Genomic DNA, 21,062 nt, shown 5'->3' with positions numbered 1-21,062 from the left:
TCGCCTCACTCCTGTGGGTTAGCTCACAACAAGGCTGGTTGACCTTCTTTGTCCCCTCTCACTCCATGCCTTTACCTGCGGTGACCACTACCGTCGTATGCATGACGACTTCCGCATCCCTGCCCGCAGAGACCACCCCCCAGGCATCCAGCGGCGGCTCCGTCACGGACCGGCTGGTCGCGGCGAACCGGGAGTACGCCGCGGAATTCACCGACCCTGGCATGGACGCCCGCCCCGTCCTGCACGTGGCCGTCGTGGCCTGCATGGACGCCCGACTCGACCTGCACAAGGCCCTCGGCCTGGAGCTCGGCGACTGTCACACGATCCGCAACGCGGGCGGCGTGGTCACCGACGACACCATCCGCTCGCTCACCATCAGCCAGCGGGCACTCGGCACCCGCACGGTGATACTGATCCACCACACCGGATGCGGCCTCGAAAGCCTGACCGAGGACTTCCGGCACGAGCTCGAGGACGAGGTCGGCCAGCGCCCCGCCTGGGCCGTCGAGGCCTTCCGGGACGTGGACCAGGACGTCCGCCAGTCCATGCAGCGGGTCCGGACGAACCCCTTCCTGCCGCACCGCGACGATGTGCGAGGCTTCGTCTTCGACGTGCACACCGGACTCCTGAGGGAGATCGATCCCGCCTCGTGAGTGACACAAGGCCACAACGCCGTCAAGAATGCCGGAAGACGCCGCCCGGAAAACCGTCCGGGCCGGCGTCCGTGTCGGGGTGGGCCGGAGTGCGCCGAGGGCGTCGGCCCTGCAGAAAGGGCCGAGGAGAACCAGGTGACGACGTATGACGACCGAGCGAGCCTCGCAGATCTGACGAGCACCGCGGAGCGGGTGCGCCGCTCGGTCGAGAGCGTGATCGAGGGCAAGCCCGAGGTCGTACGCATCGCGCTGACCGTGCTGCTCGCCGAGGGGCACCTGCTCATCGAGGACGTCCCCGGCGTCGGCAAGACGATGCTCGCCAAGACGCTCGCGAAGTCCATCGACTGCTCGGTGCAGCGCATCCAGTTCACGCCGGACCTGCTGCCCTCCGACATCACCGGTGTCAGCATCTACGACCAGCAGCGCCGCGAGTTCGAGTTCAAGCCGGGCGCGATCTTCGCGCAGATCGTCATCGGCGACGAGATCAACCGTGCCTCGCCGAAGACGCAGTCCGCGCTGCTGGAGTCGATGGAGGAGCGCCAGGTCACCATCGACGGCACGACGTACACGCTGCCGAGCCCGTTCATGGTGGTCGCCACCCAGAACCCGGTGGAGATGGAGGGAACCTACCCCCTCCCCGAGGCCCAGCGCGACCGCTTCATGGCCCGCGTCTCCGTCGGCTACCCGAGCGCCGAGGCCGAGCTCCAGATGCTCGACGTGCACGGCGGGATCTCCCCGCTCGACGACCTCCAGGCCGTCGCGCACGCCCACGACATCGTCAAGCTGATAGAGGCCGTGCGCGAGGTCTACGTCGCCGAGCCCGTCCGCCGCTACGTCGTCGACCTGGTCGCCGCCACCCGCAGCCACCCGGACCTGCGCCTGGGCGCCTCCCCCCGTGCCACGCTCCACCTGCTGCGCGCCGTGAAGGCCTCGGCCGCCCTGTCCGGCCGGGAGTACGTGCTGCCCGACGACGTGCAGGCGCTGGCCGCCCCCGTCCTCGCGCACCGGCTGCTGCCCACCGCGCAGGCCCAGCTGGGCCGGCGCACCGCCGAGCAGGTCGTCCACGACATCCTCCAGCGCACCCCCGTCCCCGCCGCGCACGTCCGCGGCGAGATGCCGCCCGGCGCGGGCATCCGGAGCTTCTGATGAGCGCCGGTGCCCCGCGCGGCGCCGGCGGCGAGGGCCGGGGCGCGTCCGGCGGGCTGCGCGCCTCGCTGGCGGGGCTGACCACCCGCGGCCGGTCCTTCCTGGCCGCCGGGGTCGCCGCCGCCCTGTGCGCGTACGTACTCGGCCAGGGCGAACTGCTCCGGGTCGGGCTGCTGCTCGCCGCGCTGCCGCTGGTCTGCGTCCTCGCGCTGCACCGCACCCGCCACCGGGTCTCCGGCACCCGCCGGCTGACCCCGATGCGGGTGGCCGCGGGCTCCGAGGCCCGGGTCCAACTGCGCATGGAGAACGTCTCCCGGCTGCCCACCGGACTGCTGATGCTCCAGGACCGGGTGCCGTACGTGCTCGGCCCCCGGCCCCGCTTCGTCCTGGACCGGGTCGAGCCCGGCGGGCGCCGCGAGGTCTCCTACCGGGTCCGCTCCGACTTGCGCGGCCGCTACCCGCTGGGTCCGCTCCAGCTGCGGCTGACCGACCCCTTCGGGCTGGTCGAGCTGACCCGCTCGTTCAGTACGTACGACACCCTCACCGTGATCCCGCGCACCGAGGTGCTGCCCGCGGTCCGGCTGACCGGCGAGACCTCCGGCTACGGCGACGGCAGCCGCCGCTCGCTGGCCCTGGCCGGCGACGACGACGTGATCCCGCGCGGCTACCGGCGCGGCGACGACCTGCGCCGGGTGCACTGGCGCTCCACCGCCCGCTACGGCGAACTGATGGTGCGCCGCGAGGAGCAGCCGCAGCGCAGCAGGGCCACGGTCCTGCTGGACACCCGCGGCGTCGCCTTCGAGGGCGCCGGACCGGACTCCGCGTTCGAGTGGGCGGTGTCCGGGGCGGCCTCGTCCCTGGTGCACCTGCTCGAGCAGGGGTTCTCGGTCCGGCTGCTGACGGACACCGGGACCTCGGTGCCCGGCGACGGCGGCGGTTTCTCCTCCGGCGGGCAGGAGTCCGCGGAGGCGGCCGGGCTGATGATGGACACCCTCGCGGTCGTCGGGCACTCCGACGGAGCCGGCCTCTCGCGCGCGTACGACGCGGTGCGCGGCGGCGGCGCGGGCGGGGGCTTCGGCGGAGCCGGCGGTGACGGGCTCCTCATCGCCTTCTTCGGGGACCTGGACGACGTACAGACGGAACTGGCGGCCAAGATGCGCGTGCGCTGCGGCGGCGCGGTGGCCTTCGTACTGGACTCCGCGCTCTGGTCCGGGCGGCCTTCGCGCGTGGAGCCGCGGGTGCGCAGGCTGCGCGACGCGGGCTGGACGGCGCTGGCCGCGCCGCCCGGGGTGGCGTTCGGGGAGCTGTGGCGGCAGGCCGGGAACGCTCCGCTCGGCACGGGTACTTCCGGAGGCTGGGGATGAGCGGGCGAGCGCGCGTGACGCTCTTCGCGATGCTGGCGACCCTGCTCACCTCGTGGTCGCTGGCCTCGCTGGTGGACTCGGCGGGCTGGCTGCTGCAGGCTGCGGTGCTGCTGGCCGTGCAGAGCGGGGTGGGGGCCGGGGCCCGGCGGGTGCCGCTGGGGCGCACGCTCACGGTGGCCTCGCAGGTGCTGGTCTCGCTGCTGGTGCTGATGTTCCTGTTCGCGGGCAAGGGCGAATCCACCGGGACCGGCCCGATGGCCTATCTGGTGACGGACTTCGGCGCCCTGTTCCGGCGGGGCGTCCTGGACGTGGGCGAGTTCGCGATCCCGGCGCCGCTGACGGACGGCATCCGGCTGCTGCTGCTGGCCGGGGTGCTGGTGATCGGGCTGCTGGTGGACCTGCTGGCGGTGACCCTGCGGACCGCTGCCGCGGCCGGGCTGCCGCTGCTCGCGCTGTACTCGGTCGCCGCGGGGCTCTCCGGCGGCGCCGGGGCCTCCGCGGTCTCCTTCCTGCTGGCCGGCTGCGGCTACCTGTTGCTGCTGCTGGCCGAGGGCCGCGACCGGCTCGCCCAATGGGGCCGGGTCTTCGGCGCGGCCCCGAGCGGGCGGGTGTCGGCGGCCTCGGGGTACGGGGGCGGCGGCGCGGGCACGGGCCGGGCGCTGGCCCCCGTACGCACCGGGCGGCGGATCGGCGCGGTCGCGCTGGGCATCGCGCTGGCGGTGCCGGCGGCGCTGCCGGCGCTCGGCGGCGGGCTGCTGGGCGCCCAGGGCGAGGCCGAGGGCGGCGGCACGGGCGTCGGTGGGACGATCTCGGCGGTCAACCCGCTGGTCTCCCTGCAGGGCAGCCTGAACGCGCAGGACAACCGGGTCGTGCTGAAGTACCGCACGGACAGCCCGCAGCTCGGCGAGCAGTACCTGCGGATCCTGGCGCTGGACGAGTTCAACGGCGTCAAATGGGAGGCCTCCGGGCGCGCCCTGACCGACGTGCCGGAGCGGCTGCCCGCCCCGCCGGGGCTGAGCGAGCAGGTCCGGGCGACCGGGACCGAGGTACGGACGAGCATCTCGGCGGCCGACACGTACGCGCAGCGCTACCTGCCGATGCCCTACCCGGCGACGGGCGTGGACATCCCCGGCAAGTGGCGGTTCGAGCCGGCCGGCCGGACGCTGGTCGGGGACCAGCTGGGCAAGGACAAGTTCCAGAACGTGCAGGGCGCCATGTACACGGTGCGCAGCCTGCTGCTGCGGCCGACGGCCGTGGAGCTGCAGGCGGCGCCGCAGGCGAATCCGGCGATCAAGGCCGAGTACACGAAGCTGCCGGACAATCTGCCTGCGGTGGTCGCCGATACGGCCCGCCAGGTCACGAAGGGTTCTAAGGACGACTACACGCGGGCGGTGAAGCTGCAGGACTACTTCGCCGTGAACGGTGGATTCCGCTACGACACGAAGGTGGCCTCGGGTACGGGGCCGCAGGCCATCGCCAGGTTCCTCGCGGACAAGGAGGGGTTCTGCATCCACTTCGCGTTCTCGATGGCGGCGATGTCGCGCTCGCTCGGGATCCCGGCGCGGGTCGCGGTGGGGTTCACGCCCGGCGAGAAGCAGTCCGACGGCAGCGTGAACGTGTCGATGCGGGACGCTCACGCGTGGCCCGAGCTGTACTTCGAGGGCGTGGGCTGGACCCGGTTCGAGCCGACGCCGCGCCAGGGCATCACGATCCCGGACTACTCCCGGGCCGAGGCCCCGGCGGCCCAGCCGTCGGCGCCGGCGGCGCTGCCCTCGCAGGGCGCGGCGCAGCCGTCGGCGGCGCCGTCGAAGGCCGAGGACTGCCCGCCGGAGCTGAAGAAGCTGGGCGAGTGCGGGGCTGCGGCGGCGCAGCAGAACGCGGGGTCGGGTGGCGGCGGCCCGTCGCTGGCCACGGTCCTGGCGTGGACCCTGTCGCTGGCGGTCGTACTGGCCCTCCCCCTGCTCCCCCTGCTGTGGCGCAGGCGGCTCCGTGTACGCCGCCTGTCGGGCGGGGCGGTGCTGCCGGCCTGGCAGGAGCTGGGTGACGCGGCGTGGGACGTGGGCATCGTCCCCGACGAGGCGCTGTCGCCGCGGCGGGCGGCGGGCCGTGTGGTGGTACTGGGCCGGCTGGAGCGGGACGCGGCGGATGCGGTGCACCGGGTTGCGGGGGCGGTGGAGCGGGCGCTGTACGCCCCGCCCGGCGCGGAGGTCTCGTACGAGGCCCTGGCGGCGGACGTCCTGCTGGCCCGCGCGGCCCTCCTGGGCTCGGTGAGCCGCGGCTCGCGCCTGCGCGCGCTGCTCCTGCCCCGCTCGGCGGTCCGCCTCCGCTGGTCGGCATCGGCCCGCTGGTCGGCCTTCACGGCCCGCACGGCCCCCCCGTTGGCCCGGGCCACCACCCTCCTCTCCCGCCTCCCCCTCCGGGGCCGCGGCTAGGGGTATCGCCCCGCAACGGCAACAGCGCGGCGAGGCTCGATCCCCCCGAGCCCCGCCGCGCTGCGTTGTGCCCCCCGCTCACGGCGAAGGTACCCGGCCCGCACCGGCCGCCCCGTGTCGGCGGTCCGGGCCGGGTCCCCGTCCGTTGTCCCCAGTCTGGCGTCCGCGCAGGTGGGGGCCCATCCGCCCGCGTACTCATTTCCGCACCTAGGTACACGTACTCAGGCGGCGCCGGCGCCACCAGTTCTACGCCGTCCCGCCCCGCCACGGCACCGCCGATCGGGGGGCGTGCCCCGGCGCCCTCAGCGGTTCCCGCTGACCCGGCCCCGCAGCAGCAGCGACAGCGCCGAATGCACGTCGTCCAGCGACCGCTCGCTCTGGAACGACTGCCAGTCCAGCGCAGCCACCAGCACCATGCCCACCATCGCGGCAGCCGTCAGCGGCACGTCGATCTCCGCGCTGAGCTCCCCCCGCTCCACACCCTCCCGCAGCACCGTCTCCACGACGGCCACCGCCTCCTGCCGGACCACCATCAGCGTGGACTGCCACGCCCGGTTCGTCCGCCACAGTTCGGCGACGTACAGCTGGGTGAAGGCCGGGTACCGGTCGATGAAGACGAGGCCGGCCCGGATCATCGCGTCGAGCGCCTCGACCCGGCTGCCGCCCCGCTGCTCCGTCTCCTCGGCCGCGGTGCGCAGCGAGGCCGTGAGCAGGCCGACGCCGTGGCGCAGCAGCTCCTCGAAGAGTTCGTTCTTGCTCGCGAAGTTGTAGTAGACGGTGCCCTTCGCGACGCCCGCCCGCTCGGCGATCTCGTCGACCGTGGTCGCGGAGAAGCCCTGCTCGGCTATGAGCGTGACGGCCGCTTCGTAGAGCTTCTGGCGCGTCGCCTGCCGGCGGCCGCCGCCGGTACCGGTGCTGCTGGTGTCCATGGCGCTGATTCTCACAGGTCAACCGCTCTCTACAGGCTCAGTTCCGGGTGCAGCCGGTCCATCGTCCACACCTGCTTGCCGCGGGCGGCGAGCGTGGTGAGGAGCAGGGAGCCCGCCGTGAAGGCCGCCAGGACCGCGCAGCCCACCCAGACCCGGGTGAGGTCGCCGCCGGAGATGAGGCGGCGCAGCCCCTCGACGATGTACGTCATCGGCAGGTACGGGTGGATCCAGTTGAAGAAGGCGGGACTGGTCTCCACGGGATACGTACCGCCCGCCGAGGTCAGCTGCAGCATCAGCACGACGAGGACCAGGATCCGCCCGGCCGCCCCGAACTTCGCGTTGAGCCACTGGACCATCGCCGCGAAGCACGCGGTGGCCAGCGCGAGGAAGCCGATGGCGAGTGCGGGGTGTGCCATCTCCAGGCCGAGGGACCAGTGCAGTACGGACATCAGCGCGAGCACCTGCAGGACGCCGATGCCCACCACGGGCAGCCAGCCGGCGAACGCGATCCGCCAGGGCGAGGCGCCGGCGGCCAGGGCGCGCCGGTTCAGCGGGGCGATGAGCATGTACGCGACCATCGCGCCGACCCAGAGGGAGAGCGGGATGAAGTACGGCGCGAAGCCGGTGCCGTAGTTGGGCGCCTTGTGCAGGGACTGGTTGGCGAGCTTCACCGGGTCGGCCATCACCTGGGTGCGGGCGTCGCGCTGCTGCTGGTCGTAGTCCGGGATCTTGCCGACGCCGTCGTGGAGGCCGCCGGCGAGTTCACCGGTGCCGTCGACGAGCTTGTACATGCCTCCGTCGAGGCGGTGGGCTCCGTCGCCGAGCTTGCCGACTCCCTCGCCGAGGGCCTCGGAGCCGTCGGCGGCCTTGCCCAGGCCGGTGTGGAGCTGGGCCATGCCGCTGGCGACCTTGTGGGCGCCGGTGTTGAGGGCGTTGGCGTCGGCGACGGCCTGGTCGAGCTTGCCGGAGAGGGAGGGGGCGCCCGCGGCGAGCTTGCGTGCCTGCTTCTCCAGCTCGGTGAGCTGCTTGCGCAGGTCGGCCAGATCGCCGCCCGAGTCCTTGACCAGGGTGTCGACGTCGCCGGTGAGCTGGGCGGCCTCGGCGGTGGTGTCCTTCAGCCTCTTCATGTCGGCGCAGGTGACCGGCAGGGGCTTGGCGGCAGCGCCCGTGCAGGTGCGGGTGTACGTGTCGGCGGCCAGGGCGGCGGCCTGCTTGCTGACCTTGGCTGCGGCCGGGGCCTTCCTGCTGAAGGTCTCGAGGTGGTTGTTGACGACCCGGGCGGTGTCCGCGACGAGCAGCGCGGTGTCGGCGAGCTGCTTGGGGTTGTCCAGGTAGGGGCGGACCTGGGAGGCGGTGCCGTTGATCTTGTCCGCGACCTGCTGGGTGCCGGCGGCGATGTCCTTGGTACCGGTCTCCAGCTTGCCCGCGGCCGTGTTGAGCTTCGTCAGCCCGCCGGTCAGCTCGCCGTTCTTCTCCTTCGCCGTGTCCAGCCCGTCGGCGAGGTCCTTGGCCCCCTGCTGGGCCTTGCCGGCCCCGTCCTTGAGCTGGTCGGCCCCGTCGGCGGCTTCGGCGGTCTTGTCGTGGAGGTCGGCGAAGGAGACGAAGATCTTGTCGAGGAAGCCGCGGGAGGCGTTGGCGGACGCCGCGGAGCGGACCTCGGAGAAGACGGTGCGCGAGATCGACCCGACGATGTAGTTGTTCGCGTCGTTCGTACGGACCTGCAGGGCGCTGGTGGTCGGGGCGTCACCCGCGCTGGAGGTGATCTTCGCGCTGAAGTCGGCGGGCATGGTGAGGGAGAGGTAGTACCTCCCCTTCTCCACGCCCTCGGCCGCCTCTTCGGCGCTGACCTCGCGCCAGTCGAAGGTCTTGCTGTCGTGGAGCTTCCTGGCGATCTCGCCGCCGGCGTCGAGGCGCTTGCCGTCGACGGTGGCGCCCTTGTCGGCGTTGACGAGGGCGACGGGCACCTTGTCCAGGTTGTCGTACGGGTCCCAGAAGGAGCACAGGTACAGCGCGCCGTACAGCAGCGGCAGCAGGAGGAGCGCGATGAGAGCGGCCACGGGCAGCTTCCCCCGCCCGAACCGCTTCAGCTCAAGCGCGGCGAGCTTCGGCGAGCGCATCGTCCGTCCCCTTCGTGTCGTCGTCGGTGTCGTCGTCGGTGTCTGCGGAGTTGTCCGCCGAGTTGTCGCCGGTAGCGGACGCGGTGGCCTCGGTGTCGGCCTCGGCCTTGTCCTCGGGCTCGGCCGCCGCGGCGCCCGTGCGCAGGACCGTCACGTCGTCCGGTGCGTCGCTGCACACCGCGAGGACGGTGGTCCCGCGGGCGGCGATCGAGCGCAGCAGGGTCCAGGCCTCGGCACGTTCGGCGTCCGAGAGCTTGAGGTCCAGGTCGTCGAGGGCCAGCAGCCGCGGCGATCCCAGCAGGGCGATGGCGACGGACAGCCGCACCGCCTCCAGCCGCTCCAGGTCCCGTACGGAGGTGCGTGGGCCCTTGGGCAGCCCGGCGAGGTCCAGCCCGGCGGCGGCCAGGGCGGCGTCGATCCGGGCCTGCGTGCCGGCGCGGCGCTCGCCGCGCGGGCGGAGCAGGGCGCGTACGGGGCCCTCGTAGCGGCGCTGGAGCAGCGCGCCCTCGCGCAGCTGCTCGGCGACGGTCAGGGACTGGTCGAGCTCGTTGACCCCGGTGACCGGGCCGAGGGCGGCGATCCGGCGTACCGCGGTCATGTGCTTCGGCAGGCGGTGGCCGGCGATCTCGGCGTGGCCCTCGGTGGCCTTCATGCGTCCCGTGAGGGCGAGGAGCAGGCAGGTCCGGCCGCTGCCCGAGGGGCCTTCGACCGCGATGAGCGAGCCGGGGTCCGCGTCGAGGACCACTCCCCGGAACACCCAGCCGCGCGGGCCCCTGAGTCCGAAGTTCTCGGCTTTGACGGCCGCACCGTGCGGGCTGTCCACACCGTCCCCCCTTCTTTTGAACTGACCGGTCAGTTCAAAAACTAGCACCTTCGGATGCACCACATGTACCCAGGGGGGCAGTTGACCGGACAGAGGGGGCAAAACAGCAGGTCAGGGCGATTGTCAGTGGTGGCCGTCACGATGGATGCAGGCACAAACACAGACACAGCAGTACGCAACGACAGGAGGTTCGTCATGGCCACACCGTCCCCGTCCCCTGTCCACCCCGTCCCGCGCAGGTCGGCAGCCCCGCCGGCCGCGCTCGATCTGCTCACCAAGGCCCGCGCCGGCCTGGCCGAGGCCGCCCGGCTGACCCGGCCCAACGAGCGGTACGCCACCGCCCACCTCGCCGCGCTGCGCACCGCCGCGGCCGTGCTCGCCGCGCGCGGGCGGCCGGAGCCGGTGGGCGCGCGGCGCCGCCCGCGGATCCGCAGCGCGTGGGAGGTACTGCCGGAGATAGCGCCGGAACTGACGGAGTGGAGCGCACTGTTCGCCTCCGGCGCCGAGCGCCGGGCGCGGGCCGAGGCGGGGATACGGGATGCTGCGTCGGTCCGGGACGCGGACGATCTGGTGCGTGCCGTGGAGATGTTCCTGCGGCTGGTGGAGCGGATGCTCGCCCTCCAGCCGGTGGCGCCGACGCTGCCTCTGCCCCGTCCCGAGCGTCCGGAGCCTCCGGACGCGGGCTGACCCCGGGCCGGGCAGCCGGGGGTGATCGGCAGGGCATGCTCCAGGCAATAGGGTGGGGTTCGCATCTCCCACCCTTGTCGCGCCGAGGAGCCATCAGCCGTGTCGGACACTTCCCGCCCCCGTGCCTCCCTCCGCACCGCCGTGGTGTGGGAGGTCCTCAAGGAGGCGCTCGACCGCCGGGTGAAGGCGACCGGGCGGGATGTGCTGGACGTGCTGGACACCGGCGGTGGCACCGGCAAGTTCGCCGTGCCGGTGGCCCGGCTGGGCCACCGGGTGACCGTGGTCGACCCCAGCCCGAACGCACTGTTCGGGCTGGAGCGCCGCGTCGCCGAGGCCGGTGTCGCCGACCTGGTGCGCGGCGTGCAGGGCGACGCCCAGGGCCTGCTGGACGTCGTCGAGCGCGACGCGTACGACGTGGTGCTCTGCCACGGCGTGCTCGAGTACGTGGACGACCCGGCCGAGGGCGTCGCCAACGCGGTCGCCGCCCTGCGCCCCGGCGGCACGCTCAGCCTGCTGGGCGCCGGCCTCGGCGGGGCCGTGCTGGCCCGGGCCCTCGCCGGCCACTTCACCGAGGCCCGTACGGCGCTCACCGACCCGGCCGGCCGCTGGGGCGCGGGCGACCCGGTACCGCGCCGCTTCACTGCCGAGCAGCTCACCGAGCTGGTGGGCGGGGCCGGCCTGGAGGTCGGCGCGGTGCACGGGGTCCGCGTCTTCGCCGACCTCGTCCCCGGCGTCCTGGTCGACACCGAGCCGGGCGCGGTCGAGGCGCTGCTGCGCCTCGAGGAGGCCGCCGCCGAGCTGCCGGCCTTCCACGCGGTCGCGACGCAGCTGCACGTCTTGGGCGAGAAGCGCGCCTGATCTGCGGAGCTTCCGCTCACGGAGTACGCCGGACACCCTCCGATCCGGCGTCCGGCCCCGTATGATCGTGCGCAGTGACCGGCATGGTGGACGGGCCGTTGGGGAATAAGCGCCTCAGTGACCGCCCTCCCGGCGGTACGGTTTCGCGCAGGGTTTTGCTCAGGCGGCGCCTTTCCGGGCGGCGCCTTCTCCGGGCAGTGTTTGGAACCTCGCGCAGAGGGCGGGTATCACGGGGGCGATTCCCCGCCTATCCTGAAGGGGACCCCTGGTCGCTACCCCCCGCGACCGACGGATGAGGAGGACTCCCGTGCCGCTCTCGGAGCACGAGCAGCGAATGCTCGAGCAGATGGAGCGAGCGCTGTACGCCGAAGATCCCAAGTTCGCGACAGCGCTTGAGGGAAGCGGACTGCGTACGTACACCCGGCGACGGGTCTACCAGGCAGTCGCAGGCATTGTGGTGGGTATCGCGCTCCTCATGACCGGTGTGATCATTCCGAACGTACTCTGGGTCAGCGTGGTGGGATTCCTCGTCATGCTCGGCTGTACGGTCCTCGTGGTCACCGGTTGGCGCAAGGCACCCAAGCCTGGCGAGCAGCCCGTCTCCGGCAGTGCAGGCGGTTCGGCCCACGGCCGCAACCGGCAGCGTCGGTCGATGATGACCCGCATCGAGGAGCGGTGGCAGCGCCGCCGCGACGAGCAGGGGCAGTAGGCCCCCCGCAGACACGGGTGAGGGGACGGCCGCCGCACGGCGACCGTCCCCTCACCGCTCTGCCCCGCCGGTCCGCGTGATCGGTCCGAGTCCCGGATCGCCCCTCCCGCGGCGCGGTCCTGCGGCATGATGACCCGGTGAGTGTGCTCCCCCTGGTCTTCACCAGCGGCTGGGCCAGCGGGATCAACGCCTACGCCGTGGTCCTCCTGCTCGGCATCTTCGGCGCGACCGGACTGACCGACGAGGTCCCCGAGTCCCTGCAGCGCACCGACGTGCTCATCGTCGCCGGTGTGCTGTTCCTCTGCGAGGCCGTCGCGGACAAGATCCCCTACGTGGACTCGGTCTGGGACACGGCGCACACCGTGATCCGCCCGGTGGCCGGGGCGGTGGTGGGCGCGCTGCTGGCCGGCCAGAGCGGCTCGCTCTCCGACATCGCCGCCGGCGCGATCGGCGGTTCCACCGCGCTGGCCAGCCATTTCGTCAAGGCCGGCACCCGCATGGCCGTCAACACCTCGCCGGAGCCGTTCAGCAACATCGCCCTGAGCACCGCCGAGGACCTGGGCGTGGCCGGCATCGTCACGTTCGCGATGTTCAACCCCCAGGCCGCCGCGGTCATCGCGGCCGTCCTGCTGGCGGCCGGTCTGGCCATACTCGTGTTCCTGTGGACCCGGATCCGCCGCTTCCTGCGCCGCCGGGCCCAGCGCCGCGAGGAGAAGAAGCTCGCCGCCGAGGAGCGCGAGGCGGCCGCGCGGGCCGCGGTGCCACCCCGCTGACCTCCCGCGATCCCGCTCGATAGGGTCACCGCATGGCACGAATTGCGGTGATCGGCGCCGGCATGGGCGCGATGGCTACGGCGGCCCGGCTGGCCGTGGCAGGGCACCAGGTGACGGTGTACGAGCGCGGGTCCACCTACGGCGGCTCCGTCGGCCGGTACGAGCAGGGCGGCTTCTCCTTCGACACCGGGCCCGGGCTGCTGCACCTGCCCGCCGTCTACCGCGACCTGTTCGTCAAGACCGGCAAACGGCCCCTGGAGGACTGCGTCGAGCTCGTGCAGGTCGACCCGGCCGTCCGGCACGTCCTGGCCGACGGGACAGTCCTCACCCTCCCGGGCGGCTCGCGCGGCGGCGCCGCCGCCGTCCTCGACCAGGCTTTCGGCGCGGGCGCCGGCGAGCGCTGGAACGGCGTCCTGGGCCGGGCCCGGGACGCCTGGAACGCCACCCGCCGCCCCCTGCTGGAAGAGCCGCTGCGTCCCGACTGGCAGGTGCTGGGCGGCGATCCGTACCCCGCGCTGCGCAAGAGCGGCCTGCTGCGCCGCCGCCCGCCGACCCTCGCCGAGGTGGCCGGGCGCGAGCTGGGCGGGGAGCTCGGCGAGCTGCTGGCCGCCCGGGTGCGGTCGTACGGGATCGACCCCGCCACCGCGCCCGCCGCGGCGGCCGTGCTCCCGTACATGGAGCAGACCTTCGGCAGCTGGTACGTGCGCGGCGGGATGCGGGAGCTGGCGACCGCCGTGTACGAGCGCTGCCGGGAGCGGAAGGTCGCCTTCGTCCTCGACGCACCGGTACGGAAGGTCCTGGAGCGGGACGGCCGGGCGGCCGGGCTGCTGCTGGCCGACGGCACCGAGGCCGCCGCCGATCTCGTGGTCTGCGGGGTCGACCCGCGGCAGCTGGGGACCCCGCTGCCGGCCGGCGGCGCCCCGGCCCGCGGGCCGGGTGTGGCAAGCAGGCTGACCCTGCTGCTCGCGCTGCGCGGAGCCCGCCCCGCGGACACCGTCCACCGCACCCTGGTCCACTCCCCCGGCACCCAGCTGACCGTGCTGCGCCCCGACGACCCCGCGATCCGGCCCGACGCGGACCACGAGGCCGTCACCGTGAGCGCCGTCTGCGGCCCTGGAGGCGCCTCTGCGCCCCGCGAGGAGGAGCTGCTGGACCTGGCCGCCCGGGCCGTTCCGGGGCTGCGCGAGCGGCTGCTGTGGACGCAGGCGCGTACGCCCGCGGACATCGAGGCGGCCACCGGCGCGCAGGGCGGCGCGGTGCCGCCGCCCGCCCTCGCCGGAGCCGGCGGCCGGATGCTCTACCCCGCCAACACCACGGCGCTGCCTGGGCTGTTCCTCGCGGGCGGCTGGGCGCACCCCGGCGGCGGGCTCGCGCACGCCGGGATGACCGGGGCCCTGGTGGCCGGACTCATCGTGGAGGGCGCGGAGTTCCGCGGCTCCCGGTGACACGGACGCCCCCGGGGAAGGACCCCCGGGGGCTGGGCGCACGCCCTGCTGCACGGCCTCCTCGGCCTCACGGCCTCAGTAGCGGTACTGCTCGTACTCGCCGGAGCCCTGGTACGGGTACTCCTGCGGCTGTTGCTGCGGGTACGGCTGCTGCTCGTCCCCCGGGTAGGGGTGGGCGGCCCCGTCGGTGGACCGCTGCTGCGGCACCCACACCCCGCCCGGCGGGGTGTCCATGGAGTACTGCTGCTGCCCGCCCGCGCTCGCGTACGGGTCGGCGGAGTAGTCGGCGTACGGGGTGTAGTCGTACGGCTGTTGCGGGATGACGGCCCCGCCGGTGCCGATGTACGGGTCCGAGTAGGCGGCGTAGACCTGCTGTTCACCGCCGGCCGGATAGCCCGTGGAGTAGTCGTAGCCGCCCTGGCTCTGCGGCTCGTAGGACTGGGCGTCGTAGTAGGGCGCGTACTGGTGGGCGTCCTGCTCGGCCGTGGAGAACGGCGGGGCGAACGACGCCGTCCGCCCCGCTTCGGCGGTGGGCGCGAAGCTCTGTATCCCGTACGACCCGGTGTCCTCGGGCAGCGGCTCCGGGCTGTAGAACTCCTCGGTCGCGGCCTGGAACTGCGGCTCCGGCCGCTCCTTGCCGGACGCGTCGGGCGTGTCGGCGCCGTCGGCGTCCCCGTCCGTCCCGTCGGACCCGTACGCCAGCCCGGTCACCTGCAGCGCGGGCTCGGGGCGCGGACCGCCCGCCCGGCGGCGCCGGGTCTGCCGTACGGGCTCACCGCCCCGGCGCAGCGCCCAGCCGGCCTCGAAGCCCTTGCGGAAGGAGAGCGTCACCAGGGTCTGGCCCAAGGCGAACGCGGCCGCGCCGGCGCCGATGACCAGCACCGAGGGCAGCACCACCCCGGCGACCACACCGAGGAACCCGGCGAACGCGAGCAGGCGCCAGCGCAGCCGGGCCTTGTACTGCATCAGGACCTCGGCAAGCAGCCACAGCGCGACGAAACCGAACGCGATGTAGAGGACCGTCATTCCCATGCGTGGCACCTCTCGGTACGGCCGCCCCGCCCAGGAACAAGGGGGCCGGCCGATCAGGCCCGCTGGTGCAGGCCCAGGTTCTCGTAGATCTCGAGAGTCGCCGTGGAATTGTTCAGCGTGATGAAGTGCAGCCCCGGGACACCCTCGGACAGCAGCCGCGCGCAGAACTCCGTGGCGAACTCGATCCCAATGGAGCGTACAGCGGCTGGATCGTCCTTGACGGCGAGCATGCGCTCTTTCACGGCTGCGGGGAAGACTGCGTTGCTGAGTTGTGGCAACCGGTCGAGCTGCTTGATCCCCACAACAGGCATGACCTCGGGGATGATCGGGGTCTCGCAGCCCGCCTTCCCGGCGCTGTCGCGCAGCCGCAGATAATTCTCCGGATCGAAGAACATCTGGGTGATTGCATAGTCGGCACCGGCGCGGCACTTGTCCACGAAGTGACGGATGTCCGTGTCCCAGTCCTCCGAACGCGGGTGCATCTCGGGGAAGGCCGCGACGCCCACGCAGAAGTCCCCGGACTCCTTGAGCAGTCGGACGAGGTCGGCCGCGTAGTGCACGCCCTCGGGGTGCGCCAGCCACGGGCCCATCGGGTCGCCCGGCGGGTCTCCGCGCACCGCGAGCATGTTGCGGATGCCGGCGTCGGCGAACTGGCCGATGACATTGCGCAGCTCGGCGATGGAGTGGTCGACCGCGGTGAGGTGCGCGACGGGGGTCAGGGTGGTGTCGGCGGCGATCTGCTGGGTGGCCTTGACGGTGCCGCCGCGGGTGGAGCCGCCGGCCCCGTAGGTCACGGAGACGAAGCTCGGGCCCACCGCCTCGATCCGGCGCAGCGCGTTCCAGAGGTTGCGCTCGCCCTTCTCCGTCTTGGGGGCCCAGAACTCGAAGGAGTACGACGGGCTCCCGCCCGCCAGCAGGTCACGGACCGTGCGTGCACGGTCCGTACGGGTGGAAGCGGTACCAAGGGCCATACGGGCAGGTTAGACGCGCGTTCGCGGTCACCGAAGCGGTGTCCGCCTTTTGGACATGTTTTTGGACACCTGCACGGGGGTCCTGCGACGGCTTAGGCGGAAACGCGCTCCCGGACCCGCTTGGCCAGGTCGGCGGCGGCCGCACCCGGGTCGGAGGCTTCGGTCAGGGCGCGGACGACCACGATGCGGGTGGCTCCGGCGTCGAGGACCTCGTCGAGATTGCCCGCGTCGATGCCGCCGATGGCGAACCAGGGGCGGGGCTGCGCCAGCGAAGCCGCGTACCGGACCAGCCCGAGGCCGGGGGCGTACCGGCCGGGCTTGGTGGGGGTGGGCCAGCAGGGGCCGGTGCAGAAGTAGTCCACGCCCGGCTCGGCGACGGCGGCGTCGACCTCGGACTCGGCGTGGCAGGACCGGCCGACGACCAACCCGTCGCCGAGGATCGCACGGGCGGCGGGCACCGGGATGTCGCCCTGGCCCAGGTGCAGGACGTCGGAGCCGATGGCGTGGGCGACGTCGGCGCGGTCGTTCACCGCGAGGAGCCTGCCGTGCCGGCGGGCGGCCTCGGCGAAGACCTGGAGGTGCTCGAGCTCCTCGCCCGCCTCCATGCCCTTGTCCCGGAGCTGGACGATGTCCACGCCCCCGGCCAGGACCGCGTCGAGGAACTCGGGGAGGTCCCCCTGCCGCTTGCGGGCGTCCGTGCACAGGTAGAGCCGGGCATCGGACAGCTGGGCGTTCGCGGACATGGGTACCCCCCGGGGTGGAAGCGGTGCACGGGCCGTCCAGGGCCCGTGCACCGCGGATGGATCAGGCGGCTCGGATCACCGGGCCGCTCGGGTCGCTCGGGTCGCTCGGGTCGCTCGGTTCAGAGGGCGAGCGCCTGAGCGCGGCGCTTCACCTCCGTGCCGCGATTCTCGCTCAGCGCCTGGACGGGGGTGCCGGGCAGGGTCGGGTCGGCGGTGAAGAGCCACTCCAGCATCTCCTCGTCGGAGAAGCCGTCGTCGCGGAGCACGGTCAGCAGGCCCGCGAGGCCCTTGACGGTCTTGTCGCCGTCGATGAAGGCGGCGGGCACCTGCAGCGCGCGGTTCTCACCGCGGCGTACGGCGATCAGCTGACCTTCCTTGACCAGCTGGCGGACCCGGGTCACTTCGATGTCGAGCATCTCCGCGATGTCGGGGAGGTACAGCCAGGCGGGGACAAGGGCATCGATCTTTGCGTCAATCTCGGTCACGAGCACAAGCCTGCCACCTCGGACCGACACCCGGTACCCGAGCCGACCCGTCCGGGCCTGCGGGCCCCCTCCGCACCTCCTAGACCAGCGCCGATTTCAGCGGGGTCGCGGGGTCGGAGACCTTGGCGGGGTCCACGGGGGCGCCCGTCTCGATCAGCTTCCGGCCCTGCGCCAGGTCCCGGGGCCGGCCCACCGCCAGGACCGCGACCAGCGCTCCGGCCCGGAGCCAGCACACCGACCACGCCGCCTCGGCGGGGTCCCCGCGCCACATGAGCTCGTCCGCCCCCGCGTGGTGCCCCGCGTACTGCACGAAGCGCCCGAACTGCTCCGACCAGAAGTACGGCACCGGGTCGTAGACCTGCACCGGAGCCGCCGCCACGATGTTCGCCGCGACCACGCGCGGCCCCTGCAGGGCGTTGTCCCAGTGGTGCACCAGCAGCCGCGCCCCGTAGCGCCCCGACGGGAACGACGCGCAGTCGCCGACCGCGTACACCCCGGGCAGGGAGGTCCGCAGGTACTCGTCCGCGGTGACCGAGCCGTCCGGGCCGAGCGCCACCCCCGATTCCGCCAGCCACCGGGTCGCCGGCCGGGCCCCGATGCCCACGACCACCGCGCCCGCCGGCAGCTCCCGGCCGTCCGCGAGCAGGACCCGCCCGGACTCCACCGAGGCCACCTTCGCGCCGGTCAGCAGGGCGGCCCCGGCCTCCTCGTACCAACGGGCCATGGGGGCCGCGACCTCCGCCGGCAGCGCCCCGGCCAGCACCCGGTCCGCCGCCTCGACCACGGTCACCGCGCAGCCCGCCTCGCGCGCCGCCGTGGCGAACTCGGCGCCGATCCAGCCGGCCCCGACGACCACGATCGCCGGCGCCCGGGCCAGCACCGGGCGCAGCCGGGCCGCGTCGTCCAGGGTGCGCAGCAGGTGCACGCCCGGGACGCCCTCGGACCCGGGCAGGGTCAGCGGTTCGGCGCCGGTCGCCAGTACGAGCACCTCGTAGGGGACCGGACCCGCCTCGGTGTCCAGCTCGCGCTCGGCGGCCCGCAGCCCGGTGACCTCCACCCCGAGCCGGAGCTCGATGCCCAGCCCCTCGAAGTCCACGTCGAAGGCGGAGTCCTCGGCCTTGCCGAGCAGCACCGCCTTGGACAGCGGGGGCCGGTCGTAGGGCTGGTGGGGCTCGGCGCCCAGCAGGGTCAGGGGGCCGCTCCACCCCTGCTCCCGCAGCGCGACCGCGGTCTGCACCCCCGCCATTCCGGCGCCGACGATGACGACGCCGCTCTGTGTCTGTTCCGTCTGCTCGCTCACACCGCCCAGCCTAGCGATCTGACACCTCGTCAGGAACAGCGGCCGGGGGAACGGCCGGGGAGGCAGCCTTACCCGGCCCCGGCGCCGGGGTTAGTCTGGCCGTCGTACCTATCGCGGGAGTCCGGGCGTACCGGGCTGAGAGGGAGGCTGGACGGCCTCCGACCGTACGAACCTGATCCGGGTCATGCCGGCGAAGGGAGGGGCTGGACGCCCATGCACTCATCTCGGAAGGGATCCGACGTCCTCGTCATCGGGGGCGGGATCATCGGCCTGGTCACCGCCTGGCGGGCGGCCCGGCGCGGGCTGCGGACCGTGCTCGCCGATCCGGCACCCGGCGGCGGCGCCGCTCAGGTCGCGGCCGGCATGCTCGCCGCCGTCACCGAGCTGCACTACGGCGAGGAGACCCTGCTGGGCCTCAATCTCGCCTCCGCCGGCCGCTACCCGGAGTTCGCCGCCGAGCTGGCCGACGCCAGCGGGGGGATGGACATCGGCTACCGCGCCTGCGGCACGCTCGCCGTGGCCCTCGACGCCGACGACCGGCTCCATCTGCGCGAGCTGCACGCCCTGCAGCGGCGCTGCGGCCTGGAGTCCGAGTGGCTCACCGGCCGCGAGTGCCGCCGCCTGGAGCCGATGCTGGCCCCGGGCGTACGCGGCGGCCTGCGCGTGGACGGCGACCACCAGGTCGACCCGCGCCGGCTGGCGGCCGCGCTGCTGGCCGCCTGCGAGGGCGCCGGTGTGGAGATCCACCGGGCGAACGCGGAGCAGCTGCTCACCACCGCCGACCGGGCCGCCGGCGCACTGCTCGACGACGGTACGGAGCTGCGTGCCGACCAGGTGGTGCTGGCCGCGGGCTCGCTCAGCGGCCGGCTGGCCGGCGTACCGGCACAGGTGCTGCCGCCCGTACGGCCGGTCAAGGGCCAGGTGCTGCGGCTCGCGGTGCCGACGGCGTACGCGCCGTTCCTGTCGCGGACGGTTCGGGCGGTGGTCCGCGGCAGCCACGTGTACCTGGTGCCGCGCGAGAACGGCGAGCTCGTCATCGGCGCCACCAGCGAGGAACTCGGCTGGGACACGACGGTCACCGCGGGGGGCGTGTACGAACTCCTGCGCGACGCCCATGAGTTGGTGCCCGGGATCACCGAACTGCCGCTGACCGAGACCCGGGCGGGGCTGCGGCCCGGCTCCCCGGACAACGCCCCGCTGCTCGGCCCGACCGATCTGCCCGGCCTGCACCTGGCCACCGGGCACTACCGCAACGGGGTGCTGCTGACCCCGCTCACCGGCGACGTCATGGCGGAGCTGCTGACCACCGGCGCGCTCCCGGAGATCGCCCGCCCGTTCACCCCGCGCCGCTTCAGCGCCGCACGTCAGGAGGCGTACGCATGACCATCTCCGTCAACGGCGAGCCGCGCGAGGTCGCGGCCGGCACCACCCTCGACGCGGTGGTCGCCATCCTGACCGCGGCCCCCTCGGGCGTCGCGGCCGCACTCAACGAGACCGTGGTCCCGCGCGGGCAGTGGCCGCTCACGCCGGTGGGCGAGGGCGACCGGGTCGAGGTCCTCACCGCCGTGCAGGGAGGCTGAGCGCGATGGCAGACGACGCTTTCGAGCTGGGCGGCCGGACCTTCTCGTCCCGCCTGATCATGGGGACGGGCGGGGCCCCGAGCCTGGACCTCCTGGAACGGGCGCTGATCGCGTCCGGTACGGAGCTCACGACGGTGGCGATGCGGCGGCTGGACCCGACGGTCCAGGGCTCGGTCCTGTCGGTGCTGACCCGGCTGGGCATCTGCGTACTCCCCAACACGGCTGGCTGCTTCACGGCGGGCGAGGCCGTGCTGACGGCGCGCCTCGCGCGGGAGGCGCTGGGCACGGACTGGGTCAAGCTCGAAGTCGTGGCCGACGAGCGGACCCTGCTGCCGGACGGGGTGGAGCTGCTGGACGCCGCGGAGACGCTGGTGGACGAGGGCTTCACGGTGCTGCCGTACACGAACGACGACCCGGTGCTCGCGCGGAAGCTGGAGGACGTGGGCTGTGCGGCGATCATGCCGCTGGGGTCGCCGATCGGCTCGGGGATGGGGATCCGCAACCCGCACAACTTCGAGCTGATCGCGGAGCGGGCGGGGGTGCCGGTGATCCTGGACGCGGGGGCCGGTACGGCCTCCGACGTGGCGCTGGCGATGGAGCTGGGGTGCTCGGCGGTGATGCTGGCGTCGGCGGTGACCCGGGCGCAGTCCCCGGTCCTGATGGCGGCGGCCATGCGCGACGCGGTGTCGGCGGGCCGTCTGGCGTACCGCGCGGGCCGCATCCCGCAGCGCCGCTTCGCGGAGGCCTCGTCCCCGGCCGAGGGCCGCGCCGCCCTCGACCCGGAGCGCCCGGCCTTCTGACGCTCCGCTGCGCGGGGCCCTCTCCCCGCCCCGCCCTTTCTCCGTTTCCCGGGCTCTGCCCGGACCCCGGTCCGGGCGCCGGCGGGGCTGGATCTTGCCGCGCAGCAGCCATTCCAGCCCGTCCGGCGTGTGAGGACCGGGGTCCGGGGCGGAGCCCCCGGAACGGTGGAAGGGCGGGTCGGGGACGGGCCCCGCAGGGCCGGACCAGCGGCACC

20 protein-coding genes and 1 riboswitch are annotated in these 21,062 nt (G+C 73.6%); of the genes, 12 read left to right on the top strand and 8 right to left on the bottom strand.

Annotation, left to right across the window (positions count from 1 at the left end; all coding sequences use genetic code 11):
* Positions 1-38: 38 nt before the first annotated feature.
* The 4 genes from IF09_RS0103855 (at position 39) to IF09_RS0103840 (ending at position 5,595) form a co-directional block, all read left to right on the top strand.
* On the top strand, positions 39-653 hold the full coding sequence (locus IF09_RS0103855) for a beta-class carbonic anhydrase (protein WP_078613036.1): 615 nt from the start codon (positions 39-41) through the stop codon (positions 651-653).
* 135 nt (positions 654-788) lie between these two features.
* The gene (locus IF09_RS0103850; protein ID WP_030291881.1) at positions 789-1,799 is read left to right on the top strand and encodes an AAA family ATPase; all 1,011 of its coding nucleotides are present in this window, start codon (positions 789-791) and stop codon (positions 1,797-1,799) included.
* Entirely contained in the window at positions 1,799-3,163 is a 1,365-nt protein-coding gene (locus IF09_RS0103845) for a DUF58 domain-containing protein (RefSeq protein ID WP_030291879.1), read from the top strand. Before IF09_RS0103850 ends, IF09_RS0103845 begins: the two co-directional genes overlap by 1 nt.
* Positions 3,160-5,595 carry a transglutaminaseTgpA domain-containing protein gene (locus tag IF09_RS0103840; RefSeq protein ID WP_030291878.1) on the top strand — a complete coding sequence of 812 codons (2,436 nt, stop codon included), beginning with the start codon at positions 3,160-3,162 and terminating at the stop codon, positions 5,593-5,595. The genes IF09_RS0103845 and IF09_RS0103840 overlap by 4 nt, the downstream gene beginning before the upstream one ends.
* A gap of 302 nt (positions 5,596-5,897) precedes the next feature.
* On the opposite strand, the gene IF09_RS0103835 is transcribed toward IF09_RS0103840, so the two are convergent.
* From IF09_RS0103835 to IF09_RS0103825, 3 genes are read right to left on the bottom strand one after another with little or no spacing between them, the layout of a single operon-like run.
* Positions 5,898-6,524, bottom strand: coding sequence for a TetR/AcrR family transcriptional regulator (locus tag IF09_RS0103835; protein ID WP_030291876.1), 627 nt, complete (start codon positions 6,522-6,524; stop codon positions 5,898-5,900).
* Positions 6,525-6,553: 29 nt separating this feature from the next.
* Positions 6,554-8,641 carry a YhgE/Pip family protein gene (locus IF09_RS0103830; protein WP_030291874.1) on the bottom strand — a complete coding sequence of 696 codons (2,088 nt, stop codon included), beginning with the start codon at positions 8,639-8,641 and terminating at the stop codon, positions 6,554-6,556.
* A complete protein-coding gene (locus tag IF09_RS0103825) occupies positions 8,613-9,464 on the bottom strand; it encodes an ATP-binding cassette domain-containing protein (RefSeq protein WP_030291873.1) in 852 nt (283 codons plus the stop codon). Before IF09_RS0103825 ends, IF09_RS0103830 begins: the two co-directional genes overlap by 29 nt.
* Positions 9,465-9,659: 195 nt before the next feature.
* Here IF09_RS0103825 and IF09_RS0103820 point away from each other — a divergent pair, with 195 nt between their 5' ends.
* From IF09_RS0103820 to IF09_RS0103800, 5 genes are all read left to right on the top strand, one after another.
* Entirely contained in the window at positions 9,660-10,151 is a 492-nt protein-coding gene (locus IF09_RS0103820) for an SAV_6107 family HEPN domain-containing protein (protein ID WP_030291872.1), read from the top strand.
* Positions 10,152-10,250: 99 nt separating this feature from the next.
* Positions 10,251-11,009: a class I SAM-dependent methyltransferase gene (locus IF09_RS0103815; protein ID WP_030291871.1), complete on the top strand. Its 759-nt coding sequence runs from the start codon at positions 10,251-10,253 to the stop codon at positions 11,007-11,009.
* A 307-nt stretch (positions 11,010-11,316) separates the two neighbouring features.
* Positions 11,317-11,718: a DUF3040 domain-containing protein gene (locus tag IF09_RS0103810; protein ID WP_030156028.1), complete on the top strand. Its 402-nt coding sequence runs from the start codon at positions 11,317-11,319 to the stop codon at positions 11,716-11,718.
* Between the two features lie 137 nt (positions 11,719-11,855).
* On the top strand, positions 11,856-12,491 hold the full coding sequence (locus tag IF09_RS0103805; RefSeq protein WP_051832060.1) for a DUF4126 domain-containing protein: 636 nt from the start codon (positions 11,856-11,858) through the stop codon (positions 12,489-12,491).
* 32 nt (positions 12,492-12,523) lie between these two features.
* Positions 12,524-13,936 carry a phytoene desaturase family protein gene (locus IF09_RS0103800; RefSeq protein ID WP_030291867.1) on the top strand — a complete coding sequence of 471 codons (1,413 nt, stop codon included), beginning with the start codon at positions 12,524-12,526 and terminating at the stop codon, positions 13,934-13,936.
* Positions 13,937-14,011: 75 nt separating this feature from the next.
* Here IF09_RS0103800 and IF09_RS0103795 read toward each other — a convergent pair whose 3' ends face one another.
* The 5 genes from IF09_RS0103795 to IF09_RS0103775 form a co-directional block, all read right to left on the bottom strand.
* Positions 14,012-14,968 (bottom strand): hypothetical protein, encoded by a 957-nt coding sequence (locus tag IF09_RS0103795; RefSeq protein WP_030291865.1) that lies wholly within the window; start codon positions 14,966-14,968, stop codon positions 14,012-14,014.
* A gap of 53 nt (positions 14,969-15,021) precedes the next feature.
* Complete coding sequence (metF, locus tag IF09_RS0103790; protein WP_030291863.1) at positions 15,022-15,939, bottom strand: methylenetetrahydrofolate reductase [NAD(P)H]; 918 nt, start codon at positions 15,937-15,939, stop codon at positions 15,022-15,024.
* A 92-nt stretch (positions 15,940-16,031) separates the two neighbouring features.
* Complete coding sequence (gene thiE / locus IF09_RS0103785; protein WP_030291861.1) at positions 16,032-16,682, bottom strand: thiamine phosphate synthase; 651 nt, start codon at positions 16,680-16,682, stop codon at positions 16,032-16,034.
* A 119-nt stretch (positions 16,683-16,801) separates the two neighbouring features.
* Positions 16,802-17,167, bottom strand: a complete 366-nt coding sequence (locus tag IF09_RS0103780; protein ID WP_030291860.1) for an Rv2175c family DNA-binding protein — start codon at positions 17,165-17,167, stop codon at positions 16,802-16,804.
* A 79-nt stretch (positions 17,168-17,246) separates the two neighbouring features.
* Positions 17,247-18,467, bottom strand: coding sequence for an NAD(P)/FAD-dependent oxidoreductase (locus tag IF09_RS0103775; protein WP_030291858.1), 1,221 nt, complete (start codon positions 18,465-18,467; stop codon positions 17,247-17,249).
* 103 nt (positions 18,468-18,570) lie between these two features.
* Positions 18,571-18,683: riboswitch (TPP riboswitch) on the top strand.
* Here IF09_RS0103775 and thiO point away from each other — a divergent pair.
* The 3 genes from thiO to IF09_RS0103760 all read left to right on the top strand — a co-directional run bounded on the left by thiO (position 18,681) and on the right by IF09_RS0103760 (position 20,847).
* Positions 18,681-19,850, top strand: coding sequence for a glycine oxidase ThiO (thiO, locus tag IF09_RS0103770; RefSeq protein WP_030291856.1), 1,170 nt, complete (start codon positions 18,681-18,683; stop codon positions 19,848-19,850). It overlaps the preceding riboswitch by 3 nt.
* Complete coding sequence (gene thiS / locus IF09_RS0103765; protein WP_030291854.1) at positions 19,847-20,047, top strand: sulfur carrier protein ThiS; 201 nt, start codon at positions 19,847-19,849, stop codon at positions 20,045-20,047. Before thiO ends, thiS begins: the two co-directional genes overlap by 4 nt.
* A gap of 5 nt (positions 20,048-20,052) precedes the next feature.
* Positions 20,053-20,847, top strand: a complete 795-nt coding sequence (locus IF09_RS0103760; RefSeq protein WP_030291853.1) for a thiazole synthase — start codon at positions 20,053-20,055, stop codon at positions 20,845-20,847.
* Positions 20,848-21,062: the final 215 nt, after the last annotated feature.

Origin of the sequence: Streptomyces katrae (assembly GCF_000717655.1) — a bacterium.
Lineage (GTDB): Bacteria > Actinomycetota > Actinomycetes > Streptomycetales > Streptomycetaceae > Streptomyces > Streptomyces katrae_B.
This window is presented reverse-complemented; position numbering and strand designations above follow the sequence as displayed.

What these genes read in the sequence shown, in the direction of transcription:
- thiS (WP_030291854.1), top strand. Translation starts at nt 19,847, where the DNA reads ATGACCATCTCCGTCAACGGCGAGCCGCGCGAGGTCGCGGCCGGCACC.
- IF09_RS0103820 (WP_030291872.1), top strand. Translation starts at nt 9,660, where the DNA reads ATGGCCACACCGTCCCCGTCCCCTGTCCACCCCGTCCCGCGCAGGTCG.
- thiO (WP_030291856.1), top strand. Translation starts at nt 18,681, where the DNA reads ATGCACTCATCTCGGAAGGGATCCGACGTCCTCGTCATCGGGGGCGGG.
- IF09_RS0103800 (WP_030291867.1), top strand. Translation starts at nt 12,524, where the DNA reads ATGGCACGAATTGCGGTGATCGGCGCCGGCATGGGCGCGATGGCTACG.
- IF09_RS0103840 (WP_030291878.1), top strand. Translation starts at nt 3,160, where the DNA reads ATGAGCGGGCGAGCGCGCGTGACGCTCTTCGCGATGCTGGCGACCCTG.
- IF09_RS0103760 (WP_030291853.1), top strand. Translation starts at nt 20,053, where the DNA reads ATGGCAGACGACGCTTTCGAGCTGGGCGGCCGGACCTTCTCGTCCCGC.
- thiE (WP_030291861.1), bottom strand. Translation starts at nt 16,682, where the DNA reads ATGTCCGCGAACGCCCAGCTGTCCGATGCCCGGCTCTACCTGTGCACG.
- IF09_RS0103845 (WP_030291879.1), top strand. Translation starts at nt 1,799, where the DNA reads ATGAGCGCCGGTGCCCCGCGCGGCGCCGGCGGCGAGGGCCGGGGCGCG.
- IF09_RS0103795 (WP_030291865.1), bottom strand. Translation starts at nt 14,968, where the DNA reads ATGGGAATGACGGTCCTCTACATCGCGTTCGGTTTCGTCGCGCTGTGG.
- metF (WP_030291863.1), bottom strand. Translation starts at nt 15,939, where the DNA reads ATGGCCCTTGGTACCGCTTCCACCCGTACGGACCGTGCACGCACGGTC.
- IF09_RS0103835 (WP_030291876.1), bottom strand. Translation starts at nt 6,524, where the DNA reads ATGGACACCAGCAGCACCGGTACCGGCGGCGGCCGCCGGCAGGCGACG.
- IF09_RS0103830 (WP_030291874.1), bottom strand. Translation starts at nt 8,641, where the DNA reads ATGCGCTCGCCGAAGCTCGCCGCGCTTGAGCTGAAGCGGTTCGGGCGG.